Genomic DNA, 13,147 nt, shown 5'->3' on the forward strand with positions numbered 1-13,147 from the left:
GCCCCGCGCGTGGGCCGCGACTTGATTGGTCGCATCGTCGGATAGAATACGCAGTGGTGTGGCATTCTTTGCTTTGTTGGCCCACTGCAACGCAGACGCAAGGCTCACCCAGCGCACGGGAATAACCCAATTCATCAACTGGATATCAGGTTCTCATGTTGATAAGTTGTGCATAACTTGCTGTTGGTGGGTCGCAACGACCGGAGTCCCGAGCGTTGCTAGGTTTCCAGATTCAGGCTTTTCGCTACAATGGATGCCCAACATGCAGTTGCCAAACGTTTTGTTGGAAGGCGCGTCACCGATTCGACGTGCCTTTTTTTTAGTTTCAGCACGGCGCTTCGCGCCTTCACATCACCTAGCGATTGAGAGCTTGCACTGCAACGGCCTTCGCCGTTGTATGCCCGGCTTACCCGCTCTGTTCGCACATGAATCACATCCGCAATTTCTCCATCATCGCCCACATCGACCACGGCAAGAGCACGCTGGCGGATCGCATCATTCAGCGTTGCGGAGGGCTTTCCGATCGTGAGATGGAGTCGCAGGTGCTGGACTCAATGGACATCGAGCGCGAGCGTGGCATCACCATCAAGGCGCAGACCGCCGCCCTGCAGTACAAGGCCAAGGACGGCAAGACCTACAACCTGAATCTGATCGATACGCCCGGCCATGTGGACTTCTCCTACGAGGTCAGTCGCTCGCTGTCGGCCTGCGAGGGCGCGCTCTTGGTGGTGGATGCTAGCCAAGGGGTCGAAGCGCAGACGGTGGCCAATTGCTACACCGCGCTGGAGCTCGGTGTCGAGGTGGTGCCGGTGCTCAACAAGATGGATCTGCCGAATGCAGATCCGGACAACGCCAAGTTGGAAATTGAAGACGTCATCGGTATTGACGCGACCGACGCCATTCCTTGCAGCGCCAAGACGGGCATGGGCATCGAAGAAATCATCGAGGCCGTGATTGCCCGCATGCCGCCGCCCAAGGGTGTGGTGGACGCGCCGCTGCGCGCCATGATCGTCGACTCTTGGTATGACGCTTACGTGGGCGTGGTGATGTTGGTGCGGGTAGTTGACGGCACGCTCAAAAAGGGCGAGCGCATCCGCATGATGGCGTCAAACGCCGTCTACCCGGCCGACAACCTGGGCGTGTTCGCTCCCAAGTCCGAGCCGCGTGATCAGTTGAATGCGGGTGAGGTGGGTTTCATCATCGCCGGCATCAAAGAGCTGCAAGCGGCCAAGGTCGGCGACACCGTCACCTTGGAAAAAAAGCTGCCGAACAATCTGGGTCCGGCCGAGCAGGCCTTGCCGGGCTTCAAGGAAATCCAGCCGCAGGTGTTTGCCGGCCTCTATCCGACCGAAGCGAGTGAGTACGACCAGCTGCGCGACGCGCTGGAGAAGCTCAAGCTGAACGACTCCTCGCTGCGCTACGAGCCCGAGGTGTCGCAGGCGCTGGGCTTTGGCTTCCGCTGCGGCTTCCTGGGCCTGCTGCACATGGAAATCGTGCAGGAGCGCTTGGAGCGCGAGTTCGATCAAGACCTGATCACCACCGCGCCCAGCGTGGTCTATGAGGTGGTGCTGAATGATGGCACGGTGGTCTCGGTCGAGAACCCGTCCAAGATGCCTGAGTTGGGGCAGATCCAGGAGATTCGCGAGCCCATCGTGACGGTCCATCTCTACATGCCGCAAGACTATGTCGGCCCGGTGATGACGATGGCCAATTTGAAGCGCGGCAATCAGCTCAATATGGCCTATCACGGCCGCCAGGTGATGTTGACTTACGAGATGCCGCTGGCCGAGATCGTGCTGGACTTCTTCGACAAGCTGAAAAGCGTGTCGCGTGGCTACGCCTCGATGGACTATGAGTTCAAGGAGTACCGCGCCTCCGACGTGGTCAAGGTTGTCATCCTGATCAACGGTGACCGGGTCGACGCGCTGTCCATCATCGTGCACCGGGTGCAGAGCCAGTTCCGCGGTCGCGGTGTCGCGGCCAAGATGCGTGAGCACATCCCGCGCCAGATGTATGACGTGGTGATTCAGGCGGCGATCGGCTCCAACATCATCGCGCGCGAGAACATCAAGGCGCTGCGCAAGAACGTGCTGGCAAAATGTTATGGCGGTGACGTGTCCCGCAAGCGCAAGCTGCTCGAAAAGCAAAAAGCCGGCAAGAAGCGCATGAAGCAAATCGGCTCCGTCGAGGTGCCGCAGGAAGCGTTCTTGGCCATTCTGCAAGTTGACGATTAATCGAACGAACCCAAGTAGACCATTGATGAGTGCTCTGACCGGAATCCTTTACGCCTTGCTCGCCGCCTATCTGGGAGGCTGGTACACCGGCTTTTGGAGTGGTAATTTTTCCTTCTTGCTGTTCGTGCTGACCATGGTCACGCTGTGCTTTTGGCTGGCTGAGCGTTTTCATTTCGAGCCCAAGCGCAACCGTGCGGCAGCGCAATTGCTGGCCGCTGATGCCCAGCGCCGCCAGACCCTGGCCGCACAAGGTATCAAGCGGGTTGATGGTGACGTTGAAGTTGCGCGTCAGGAAATTTTGCGCCAACCTTGGTGGTTGGACTGGACTGCGGGCTTGTTCCCGGTGATTTTGGCGGTCTTCCTGCTGCGCTCCTTTTTGTTTGAGCCTTTCAAAATCCCGTCGGGCTCGATGGTGCCAACACTCTTGGTGGGCGACCTGATTTTGGTCAACAAGTTCCATTACGGCGTTCGTCTGCCGGTGATCAACAAGAAGATCATTGCTAACAACGATGTCAAGCGGGGCGATGTGATGGTGTTTCGTTGGCCTGGTGACGCCAGCATTGACTACATCAAGCGCGTGGTCGGTCTGCCCGGTGATCAGGTCAGTTATTTGAACCAACGCCTGTACGTCAACGGCGAGCTGGTGCCGGTGCAGGCGCAGGGCGATTTCTATGACGAAAGCTCGATGGCCTATCGGCCCCGTTTCACCGAGAAGCTGGGCGAGAAAGAGCATCAGCTGCTGGTGGATCCGCAGCGCTCGCCGCTGTTCAGCCCCAACCGAGCCGGCGGCCCCTTCCCCTTCCAGGAGAATTGCAAGTACAGCCCCGAGGGCGTCAGCTGCAAGGTGCCGGTCGGGCATTACTACTTGGTCGGCGACAACCGCGACAATTCCGGCGATTCACGCTTCTGGGGTTTTGTGCCGGACGAGAACATTGTCGGTAAGGCCTTTTTTGTCTGGATGAATTTCAGTGATCTCAAGCGCATTGGCGCCTTCAACTGAAATTGAACCGCCACCATCACCAAGCGAGGAAGCAATTCATGCGTCAGACGGAATTTGGCATGCCAGGACGGGGGCAACGCGGCGTGAGCCTGCTGGGTCTGTTGTTCTGGGGTGTGTTGCTGGCCTTTACCGGCGTGGTGCTGGCGCGCGTGTTCCCGACCGTGCTGGAGTTCTACACCATTCAAAAAACGGTGGACCGTATCGCGGCTGCCAACCCGGCCACGGTGCCGGCGGTACGGGCCGACTTTGAGAAGGCGCAACAGGTCGAGTATTCGATCACTAGCATCAACTCCAAAGATCTGGTGATCAGCAAAGAAAACGACAAATTGCAAATCAGCTTTGCTTACGACAAGCAGATCGAGCTGGGCGGCCCGGTGTATTTGTTGATCAAGTACGAAGGGCGCTCGCGCTAAATGCGGAGCCCGTTTTTATGAGCCCGCAGCTTGCCGCCCTGCAGCAAAGGCTTTTCTACAGTTTCAAGCAGCCCGAGCTGTTGACCCGGGCGATCACCCACCGCAGCTTCAGTGCTGATCACAACGAGCGCCTCGAATTCTTGGGTGACGCGGTGCTCAGCTTGGCGGTGTCTGCCTTGCTGTATGAGCGTTTCGGCGCCTCCGACGAAGGCGATTTGACCCGTGTGCGCGCCCACTTGGTACGCGAAGAGAGTTTGCACCGCTTGGCGCTCGGCCTAGAGCTGCCCAAGGTCTTGCGCATCAGCGAAGGCGAAGCCAAGGGCGGTGGCGCGCAGCGGCCCTCGATCTTGGCCGACGCCACCGAGGCCCTGATCGGCGCCGTGTTCCTGGATGCAGGCTACGCGTCGGCGCATGAGCTGGTGCGCCGCTTGCTGGGCGAGTTGATTGATGGCTCGGTGATGGATAACTGGGCCAAAGACGCCAAAACAGCCTTGCAAGAATGGCTGCAGGCACGCCGTATGGCCGTGCCAAGCTATACCATTACTGAAACCCGTGGCCAGGCCCACGCGCAGACCTTCGAGATCGAATGCGCGGTGCCTGCCCTGAAAATTTCCAAGCGCGGCGAAGGTCGTTCGCGACGCATTGCCGAACAGAACGCCGCCCGTCGCTTACTCGACGAATTGATTGCCCGCGACAAGCCAAACGCTGGCTTGCGCGACTGAAGGAGTCGGCCTCAACGCCGCCCACACCATGAACGAAAATACCTCTGCACCGACCGATGAAACTCCGGTGCCTGAATTGCCAGCCAGCCCCACCGTTTCAACGCTAGACCCCGCAATCCCAAAGCGCTGCGGTCTGATCGCCATCGTCGGCCGCCCCAACGTCGGCAAATCGACCTTGCTGAACGCCTTGGTCGGCCAAAAGGTCAGCATCACTTCCGACAAGGCGCAAACCACCCGCCACCGCATCACCGGCGTGCGCACCATCGAAGAGGCGCAGTTTGTCTTTGTCGATACGCCCGGTTTCCAGCTGAAACATAACGCGGCGCTCAATCGCACTTTAAATCGCACCGTGCACAGCGTACTGAGTGATGTTGATCTGGTGCTGTATGTGTTGGAGGCGGGCCGCTTCGGCCTTGATGACGCCAAGGTGCTGTCGCTGCTGCCCGAAGACAAGCCGGTCGTGATGATCGCCAACAAGCTCGACGCCGTGCAGCGCCGCGCCGAGCTGGCACCTTGGCTCAAGAGCATGGCTGAACGCCGCAACTTCGCCGAGTTCGTGCCCTTGTCGGCCAAGAAAGAGTCCGACGTGGCGCGGCTGTTCAAGATCCTCAAGCCTTATCTGCCCGAGCAGGGCTGGTTCTATGAGGAAGACGCGCTGACCGACCGCTCGGAGAAGTTCCTGGCCAGCGAAATCATCCGCGAGAAATTATTCCGCCTGACCGGCGATGAGCTGCCCTACACCTCCACCGTCATCATCGACAAGTGGGAAGACGAGGGCGAACTGCGCCGCATCTCGGCCTCCATCGTGGTTGAGCGCGACGCGCACAAGGGCATGATCATCGGGGCCGGCGGCGAGCGCCTCAAGCGCATCGGCTCCGAAGCGCGCCAGGAGTTGGAGCACCTGATGCAAGGCCGCGTGTTCCTGGAGTTATGGGTCAAGGTTCGCTCCGGCTGGGCCGACACCGAAGAGCGCGTGCGCAGCTACGGCTACGAGTAAGTTCTAGCCAGCGTTAGAGGTTCAAGCCCATGGCAACTCGCGGCGCGCGCGCACCCGCGATCCAGCAAGCCTTTGTGCTGCACCACTACGACTGGAGCGAGTCCAGTCTGATTCTGGATTTATTCACGCGTGAGCAGGGCCGCATCGCGGTGGTGGCCAAGGGCGCCAAGCGGCCGTACTCCCAGCTGCGCGCTGTCTTGCTGCCGTTTCAGCGCATCCAGGTCAGCTTGTCCAAGCCGGTCAAGGCGGTGCAGGGCGTCGGCGACGCGCCCGGGCCCGAGGTGGTCACCTTGCGCGGCGCGGAATGGGCCGGCGGTGCCACCATGCCGGCCGGCGCGGCATTGTTCTCCGGCTATTACCTGAACGAGCTGCTGCTCAAGCTGCTGGCCCGCCAGGACCCGCATACCGCTTTGTTTGATGCTTATGCCGCCACCTTGCCGCAATTGCATGCCAACGAGGACGCGCAATCGCAGGCGGCGCTGCGCGCCTTCGAGTTGCGGCTCTTGCTGGAGATCGGTCTGCTGCCGGACCTGAGCCTGGCTACGTTGACGCAACAGCCCCTGGATCTCGACCGCCCCTATATGCTGACCGCCGAGGCCGGCGTCCTGCCCTTGCAGGGCGAGGTGGCGAGTTTCAGCGGGCAGGCCCTGGTGCAAATGCAGGCTGCGCTCTTGCATGGCAGCACGGCGGCCTTGCAGCAGGCCTGTAGCCCCGTGTTGCCGGCCCTGCGTTCGACCCTGCGCGGCCTGCTTCACTATCATCTCGGGCAGCGGCCGCTACGCACCCGCCAGGTCATGCAGGATCTGCAAAAACTTATAGATTGATGAAGGAGCTCGCGATGAATCCACTGGTTGCCCCTGAATCCTCCCGCACGCACGGCGCGCGCTGTGCCTTGTCGGTCAACGTCAACAAGGTCGCCTTGCTGCGCAATACGCGGCATTTGGGCATCCCCAGCGTACTGCGCGCAGCGGAGCTGTGTTTGCTTGCCGGCGCACAAGGCATTACCGTGCATCCGCGCCCCGATGCTCGCCATATCCGCACGCAAGACGTGCATGACTTGGCCGCGCTGCTGAAGGCTTGGCCGCAGGCCGAGTACAACATCGAGGGCAACCCGACGCAGAACCTGATGGACTTTGTGCGCGAAGTGCGGCCGCATCAGGTGACCTTTGTGCCCGACAGCGAGGACCAGTTCACGTCCGACCACGGCTGGCAGTTCCCGGCCGATATGGCCCGCTTGGCGCCGTTGGTGGCCGAGGCGCGTGCTTGCGGGGTGCGGGTCAGCCTGTTCATGGACCCCGTGCCCGAGGCCATGGCATTTGTGGCCGAGCTCGGTGCTGAGCGTATCGAGCTCTACACCGAGACTTTTGCCAGTGCTTATGGCACAGAGCGCGAGGCCGCGGTGCTGACCGGCTTCACTCGTACTGCCGAAGCCGCACTGGCGCTGGGCCTGGGCATCAACGCCGGCCATGATCTGAACCGCGACAACCTGACGGCTTTTTTGCGCGCCGTGCCGGGCGTGCAGGAGGTCTCGATCGGCCATGCCTTGGTGGCGGATGCGCTGGAGCTGGGCTACACCGAGACGGTGCGCGACTATCAGCGCTGCATTCAGCGCGCTTACACAGCCTGAGTCTTTGATGATTTACGGCATCGGCTGCGATATCTGCGACATCCGCCGCATCCGCGACACGCTGGAGCGGCGCGGTGAGCGCTTTGCTGAAAAAGTCTTGGGGCCGCATGAACTGGCCGTGTTCCGCGAGCGCAGCGCCAAGGTGGTCACCCGCGGTGTCAGCTACTTGGCCACCCGCTTCTCGGCCAAGGAGGCCTTCTCCAAAGCGATCGGCATGGGCATGCGCAGGCCGATGAGTTGGCGCGACTGCGAGATCGTCAACGCTGCCAGCGGCAAGCCCGAAATCCGTTTGCATGGCGAGTTAGCGCTTTGGTTCGAAGCCAAGGGTCTGAAGGCCCATGTCTCGGTCAGTGACGAGAGCGACTACGCCAGCACTTATGTAATCGTTGAACTTGAAACACACAACAAGGACTGACTCATGATGAAGATGAACGACGACAAGGCTTCCATCCACGCGCCGCTGGTGCTCGATATTGCCGGGCTGGCGCTGGACAGCGACGACAAGCGCCGCCTCAAACACCCGCTGGTCGGCGGCCTGATCCTGTTCGCGCACAACTTCGAGAGCCGCGCCCAGCTGACCTCGCTGACCTCGCAGATCAAGGCGATACGGCCCGATGTGCTGATCGCCGTCGACCATGAAGGCGGCCGCGTCCAGCGCTTCCAGACCGATGGATTCACCCACTTACCCTCAATGCGCAGTTTGGGCGAGCTGTGGATGGATGACGCGATGCGCGCTACCGCTGCCGCCACGGCGGCCGGTTATGTCTTGGCCAGCGAGCTGCGTGCTTGCGGTGTAGATTTCTCTTTTGCGCCGGTGCTTGATTTGGATTACGGCGCCAGCAGTGTCATCGGCGACCGCAGCTTCCACCGCGATCCACGTGTGGTGGCGATGTTGGCCAAGAGCCTGATGCATGGGCTCTTGCTGGCCGGCATGCACAGTTGTGCCAAGCATTTCCCCGGCCACGGCTTCGTCAAGGCCGACTCGCATGTGGACGTGCCGATTGACAAGCGCAGCCTGAAGGCGATTTTGGCCGAAGACGCGAAGCCGTTTGAATGGTTGGTGATGAGCATGGGCGCGGTGATGCCGGCGCATGTGATTTACCCCAAAGTTGACGCCCGGCCGGCTGGCTTCAGTGAGCGCTGGCTGCAGGAAATCTTGCGCGAGCGGCTGGGCTTTGGCGGCGCCATCTTCAGCGATGACCTCGGCATGGCCGGCGCCCGCGTGTTGGACGGCCAGCCCATCGGCTACGCGCAAGCCGCGCTGGCCGCCTTGCAGGCCGGCTGCGACATGGTGCTGCTTTGCAACCAGTCCGGCGTCGACGAGGGCAGCGCCTTGGACGAAGTACTGGCCGATCTGAGCCAGGCGCAGTTGAGCGGCAGCTGGCTGCCCAGTGCCGAGAGCGAGGCCCGGCGCGCCGGCCTGCTGCCGCAGACCGCGCCGCTGACCTGGGACGAGTTGATGCATGAGCCGGCCTATCACCAGGCCCTGGTTAGCCTGAGCTGAGCGAGCGCTCGCTAAACTTGCGCCAGCAGCGTCGCCACTTCGGCGGCCGAGCGTACGCCTAACTTGGCAAACACGCGGGCACGGTGGACCTCGATGGTGCGCATCGACACATGCAATTCGTCGGCGATCACCTTGTTGAGCTTGCCGGCTGCCACTTTGCCCATCACCTCGCGCTCGCGCTCGGTCAGGCTGGCCAGGCGGGCCTGGCGCTCGCCCGCATGCGCACCCTCGACGCGCATCGCCGCGTCAACCGCCAGCGCCTGTTCCAGGCGGTCAGCCAGCGCGTTGTCGCTATAAGGTTTTTCGAGAAAGTCGAAGGCGCCTTTCTTGAGCGCCTCGACCACCATCGGGATGTCGCCATGGCCGGTCAGGAACAGCACCGGATTGCGCAGGCCCCGCGCAAGTAACTCGTCATGTAGCTTGGTTCCCGACATTGCGTCCATCCGCACATCGAGCAGAAACACGCCAAGTGGCGCGCCCGGTTTGCCTGCATCCAGGGCGGCCAGCAGCGCCGGCCCGCCGTCGAAGCTGCGTACCTGCAGTCCGCGTGAGGCCAGCAAGAAGGCCAGCGCGTCACGCACGGCCGGGTCATCGTCGACCAGATAGATGGAGGCCTCAGTCATCGCTAGATTCTCCGTTGCGCGCGGCCAGCAGCTCCGGCGTGAGCAGGGGCAGGCTGAAGCAAAAGCGCGCGCCGCCGCTGGGCGAGGCGTCGACATCCAGCACGCCCTGGTGGGCCTCGATGATGGAGCGGCAGATCGCCAGGCCCATGCCCATGCCTTCGCGCTTGGTGGAGTAAAACGGTGCGCACAAGGTCTCGACGCCGCGCCCGCCCAGGCCGGGGCCGTTGTCGCTGACGGCTACGCGCACAAACTCCACGCCGCCGCTGGCATGCGCCGAGCTGGCCGAGCGGCTGCTGTGAATCGCGATCAGCCGCCCCTGCGGCCTGGCCTGCAGCGCGTCGGCCGCATTGCGCACCAGATTGATCACCACCTGCTCGACCAGCACCGCATCCGCCAGCAAGGCCGGTAAATCGGGGTCCAGGCGCAGATCAATCTGCACTTGGGCACGCGCCAGCTCGCGGCCCAGCAGGGCCACCGCATCGGTGATGACCAGATTGAGCTCGCACAGCTCGTGCTGCGGCTCGCGCCGGGTCAGGAATTCGCGAATCCGCTGCACGATGCGTCCGGCATGCGCAGCCTGCTGGCCCAGGCGCTGCAGGGCGCCCAGCACGGCCGCATCGGTCACGCCCAGCTTGGCGAGCGAGTTGGCGATGCCGGCGTTGTAGCTGGCGATCGCGGTCAGCGGCTGGTTCAGCTCATGCGCCAGCGTCGAGGCGACCTCGCCCAGCATGGTCAGGCGGGCGTTATTGCTCATGATCTCAATCTGCCGCCGCTCGCCTTCTTCAAGCCGCTTGGCATTGGTGATGTCGATGATGGAGCCCATCCAGCCGATTTGCTTGCCCGCAGCATCGACCAGCGGCGACTCGAACACCTTGACTTCCAATGTGCGGCCGTCGGCATGGCGCCAACGTGCCTCGAAGCCCTCGCGGGGCGCGTAGCCGGCCAGGTTGAGGCGGTTGCGTGCGGTCAGCTCGTCCAGCGCATCGGGCGGCCAGTAAGGCATCGGCGGGCGCAGGCCGATCAAGCTCTCGGCGCTCAGACCGACCATATCGCAGAAGGTCCGGTTGACGTAGAGCAGGCGGCCATCGGCGTCGCGGGCGCGCAGGCCGACCAGCGCCGAGTCTTCCATCGCCTGGCGCCAAGCAGCCTCGGTGCGCCAGGCGGCCTCGGTGCGCGAGATCTGGCGCACCTGACGGCGCAGCAGCCAGCTGGCACCGGCAATCAGCGGCAGGAAGCCGGCAATCAGGATCAAGGCCAAGGGTCGGATGGAGGTGGCAGGCGGATCGCGCAGCGTCAGCTCCAGCGCCGCATCGGTCAGCGCCGACTCGGTCAGCGGGCTGGCCCGCAACGGGCCGGGGAAGCTGATGCGGTAGCTGGGGCGGGTGCTTTGCGCCAACCGCACGCTGACATCCCGGCTGGAGGCGATCACTTGGTCGGCGCTGTCGACCATCTGGATGTCGTATTTGTGGCTGAGCCACCAGGGCACGCCGCGCTTGAGCAGCAGGGCTGGCGAATAGCGCACCACCAGCATGCCTTTGGCGCCGTTCTCGCCGACTGGGCTGGTCAAGTGCAAGGACAAGCCGTCTTCTGCGATCGCTGCTTGATTCTCGGTGGCGGCGGGCAGCTGGGCCAGGATGCGGTTGCGCGTGTCCAACCAAGTGACCGAAATCCAAAGCCGGCGCAGTCCGGCGTTCAACTCGGGTTGGGCCGCTAGGCTGGCCGCAGTGGGTTCTTGATGCTTCAGCTTGGCGGGCAGTTCGCGCAGATGGGTGATCTCGTCGTCAAGCTTGGCGCGCAGCTGAGCTTCGGTGCTCAGCGCATCCGAGATCATGGTCTGCCGCTGCAGCTCACGCTCTTCGATCTCGTTATTGCGCGCCCAAATCAGTACTCCCAGTACAAAGCCCAGGGACAGCAGCAGGGGCAAGGCCCAGAGTGAGGCGCGCCATGTCTGCCAGGGGCTGACCGGAATCGGCTTGGCGGCGGCAGGGCCGATAGGCCAAGGTTGAAGCGGGGGCATGACGCAAAGTCTACGCGGCAGCGCAATGCCTGCGCGCAACGGAACTGCGAAATGTGGAACTCCACATCTTCCCGCTGCGCGGCTTGGCTTTCACAATCGCTGGACAGTGGCAACCGCGCCCGCTACGTCCATCAACAGCGCCACCTACTGGAAACAAAATGAACAACACATTCCGCATCCGCCGCCGCGTGTTGAGCATGCTCGGCGCATTGACCCTGGCCTTGCCTGTTTGGGTGCAGGCGCAAGCGCCCATCGTGATCAAGTTCAGCCATGTGGTCGCTCCGGATACCCCCAAGGGCAAGGGCGCGCAGCGCTTTAAGGAGCTGGTCGAGCAGCGCAGCGCCGGCAAGGTCAAGGTCGAGGTCTACCCGAACAGCCAGCTCTATAAGGACAAGGAAGAGCTGGAGGCCTTGCAGCTCGGCGCGGTGCAGATGCTGGCACCGTCGCTGGCCAAGTTTGGGCCGCTGGGCGTGAAGGATTTCGAGGTCTTCGATCTGCCTTTCATCTTCAAGGACACGGCCGCCTTCCGCGCGGTTACCGAAGGCCCGGTCGGTGCCGACCTGTTCAAGAAGTTGGAGCCCAAGGGCATCCAGGGTTTGGCCTATTGGGACAACGGCGCCACCCATATGAGCGCCAACAAGCCGCTGCGCGGGGTGGCCGACTTCAAGGGGTTGAAAATGCGCATCCAGTCCAGCAAGGTGCTGGACGCGCAGATGCGTGGCCTGGGCGCGATCCCGCAGGTGATGGCCTTCAGCGAGCTCTACCAGGCGCTGCAGTCGGGCGTGGTTGACGGCACCGAGAGTACGCCGTCTAACTACTATACCCAGCGCATTTTTGAAGTCCAAAAGCACATCACGCTGTCGGGTCACGGGCACCTCGGCTATGCGGTGATCGTCAACAAGAAGTTCTGGGATGGCTTGCCGGCCGATGTGCGCGGCATGCTTGAGGTGGCGATGCGGGAGTCGTCGACCTTTGCCAATGCGATCGCGCAGACCGAGAACGCGGTCGCGCTGGACAAGATCAAGGCCAGCGGCAAGACCACCATCTACGCGCTGACCGATGCCGAAGCCAATCAGTGGAAGAAGGCCTTGATGCCGGTGCACAAGGAAATGGAATCGCGGGTTGGCAAAGCGACCATCGCGGCAGTCTACAAAGCGGCCGGTTTTGTCGCTCCCAAGTAAGCGCTGAAACAGGACCGGACGAGGCATGCACCGATGATCAATCGCTTGCATTCGGTCTCCACCAACACCTCGGTCCGTGCGATGTTCGTTGCCGACGTGGTGCCGGGCCAGATGCTGGCCACCGCCTTCGGCCTGACGACTTGGTTTTTCGCCCGAGAGAACCAGTGCCCGCGCATGGACAAGGCCACGTCGAGCGAGCGCTGGGCGGCTTCTACTGCGGCTTCCACTGCGGCATCAACCAGAGCCCGCTTCGGCGGGCTTCTTTACGTCCGTACGGTGCGCAGCCCAAGTCTTGGGTCGGGACGTGGCCGTTTGAAGGTTAGCTCGCCTTGCAGTACATCAACGGCTCAATCCTTTTTTGCGCATAAGCCGCCGGCATAGACGGTTAGTTCGCAGGGCGATACGGACAAAAAAACGCCGCCGGGGCGTGAGCCGCGGCGGCGTTGAGGGGCTGGCTAATCAGCGATCAATGCTCGAAGGGCAGCTTGATCTGGGCCAGATCCTTCTTGGTCTCGACCATCACCAGCGGGCCTTCGTCGGACACCACCGCGGCGACGCGTTCACGCGGCACATGGGTCGTCTTTGCTTCGGCAGCAATCGCTTCCTGAACGGCCCGGATCTTCTGCGCATCCGAATTGACCCACTGCAAACCGCTGGACTGGGCAACCGCCTGCAAGGCATCGATTTCCAGCACGAACGGCGTTGCGACGGGTGCGGCGGCGGCAATAACCGGTGCAGGCGTCGGCGCTGTTGTCGGAGCAACCTCGACTGCAATCGGTGCAGGTGCAGGTGCAGGTGCAGGTGCAGGTGCAGGTGCAGGTGCAGGTGC

General features: G+C 62.4%; 13 protein-coding genes and 1 pseudogene. 11 read left to right on the forward strand and 3 right to left on the reverse strand.

What is annotated here, in order from left to right; translation table 11 throughout:
* Positions 1-425 precede the first annotated feature (425 nt).
* The 9 genes from lepA to nagZ are packed head-to-tail and all read left to right on the forward strand — an operon-like array spanning position 426 to position 8,497.
* Positions 426-2,234: a translation elongation factor 4 gene (lepA, locus tag RMO57_RS14485; protein ID WP_310387777.1), complete on the forward strand. Its 1,809-nt coding sequence runs from the start codon at positions 426-428 to the stop codon at positions 2,232-2,234.
* 25 nt (positions 2,235-2,259) lie between these two features.
* Entirely contained in the window at positions 2,260-3,234 is a 975-nt protein-coding gene (gene lepB, locus RMO57_RS14490; protein WP_310387778.1) for a signal peptidase I, read from the forward strand.
* A gap of 38 nt (positions 3,235-3,272) precedes the next feature.
* Entirely contained in the window at positions 3,273-3,647 is a 375-nt protein-coding gene (locus RMO57_RS14495; RefSeq protein WP_310387779.1) for a DUF4845 domain-containing protein, read from the forward strand.
* Between the two features lie 17 nt (positions 3,648-3,664).
* On the forward strand, positions 3,665-4,369 hold the full coding sequence (gene rnc, locus RMO57_RS14500; protein WP_310387780.1) for a ribonuclease III: 705 nt from the start codon (positions 3,665-3,667) through the stop codon (positions 4,367-4,369).
* A gap of 28 nt (positions 4,370-4,397) precedes the next feature.
* Positions 4,398-5,366 carry a GTPase Era gene (gene era, locus RMO57_RS14505; protein ID WP_310387781.1) on the forward strand — a complete coding sequence of 323 codons (969 nt, stop codon included), beginning with the start codon at positions 4,398-4,400 and terminating at the stop codon, positions 5,364-5,366.
* Between the two features lie 29 nt (positions 5,367-5,395).
* A complete protein-coding gene (recO, locus tag RMO57_RS14510) occupies positions 5,396-6,190 on the forward strand; it encodes a DNA repair protein RecO (protein WP_310387783.1) in 795 nt (264 codons plus the stop codon).
* Positions 6,191-6,204: 14 nt separating this feature from the next.
* Positions 6,205-6,993, forward strand: a complete 789-nt coding sequence (locus RMO57_RS14515) for a pyridoxine 5'-phosphate synthase (protein WP_310387785.1) — start codon at positions 6,205-6,207, stop codon at positions 6,991-6,993.
* Between the two features lie 7 nt (positions 6,994-7,000).
* Positions 7,001-7,408 (forward strand): holo-ACP synthase, encoded by a 408-nt coding sequence (acpS, locus tag RMO57_RS14520; RefSeq protein WP_310387787.1) that lies wholly within the window; start codon positions 7,001-7,003, stop codon positions 7,406-7,408.
* Positions 7,409-7,420: 12 nt separating this feature from the next.
* Positions 7,421-8,497, forward strand: coding sequence for a beta-N-acetylhexosaminidase (nagZ, locus tag RMO57_RS14525; RefSeq protein ID WP_414896435.1), 1,077 nt, complete (start codon positions 7,421-7,423; stop codon positions 8,495-8,497).
* Positions 8,498-8,508: 11 nt separating this feature from the next.
* Here the strand turns inward: nagZ and RMO57_RS14530 are convergent, their stop codons facing one another.
* The gene (locus tag RMO57_RS14530; RefSeq protein WP_310387791.1) at positions 8,509-9,120 is read right to left on the reverse strand and encodes a response regulator transcription factor; all 612 of its coding nucleotides are present in this window, start codon (positions 9,118-9,120) and stop codon (positions 8,509-8,511) included.
* Positions 9,113-11,137 (reverse strand): PAS domain S-box protein, encoded by a 2,025-nt coding sequence (locus tag RMO57_RS14535; RefSeq protein ID WP_310387793.1) that lies wholly within the window; start codon positions 11,135-11,137, stop codon positions 9,113-9,115. Before RMO57_RS14535 ends, RMO57_RS14530 begins: the two co-directional genes overlap by 8 nt.
* Positions 11,138-11,334: 197 nt before the next feature.
* Here RMO57_RS14535 and RMO57_RS14540 point away from each other — a divergent pair, with 197 nt between their 5' ends.
* Together RMO57_RS14540 and RMO57_RS14545 are read left to right on the forward strand one after the other, a co-directional pair.
* A complete protein-coding gene (locus tag RMO57_RS14540; protein WP_310387795.1) occupies positions 11,335-12,318 on the forward strand; it encodes a TRAP transporter substrate-binding protein in 984 nt (327 codons plus the stop codon).
* Between the two features lie 33 nt (positions 12,319-12,351).
* Positions 12,352-12,699, forward strand: coding sequence for a TRAP transporter large permease subunit (locus RMO57_RS14545; protein ID WP_310387794.1), 348 nt, complete (start codon positions 12,352-12,354; stop codon positions 12,697-12,699).
* 85 nt (positions 12,700-12,784) lie between these two features.
* On the opposite strand, the pseudogene RMO57_RS14550 reads toward RMO57_RS14545, so the two are convergent.
* A pseudogene (locus RMO57_RS14550) lies at positions 12,785-13,147 on the reverse strand (ribonuclease E/G); the annotation flags it as partial.

It is taken from the genome of Roseateles sp. (assembly GCF_031397715.1).
Classification (GTDB): Bacteria; Pseudomonadota; Gammaproteobacteria; order Burkholderiales; family Burkholderiaceae_C; genus Paucibacter_A.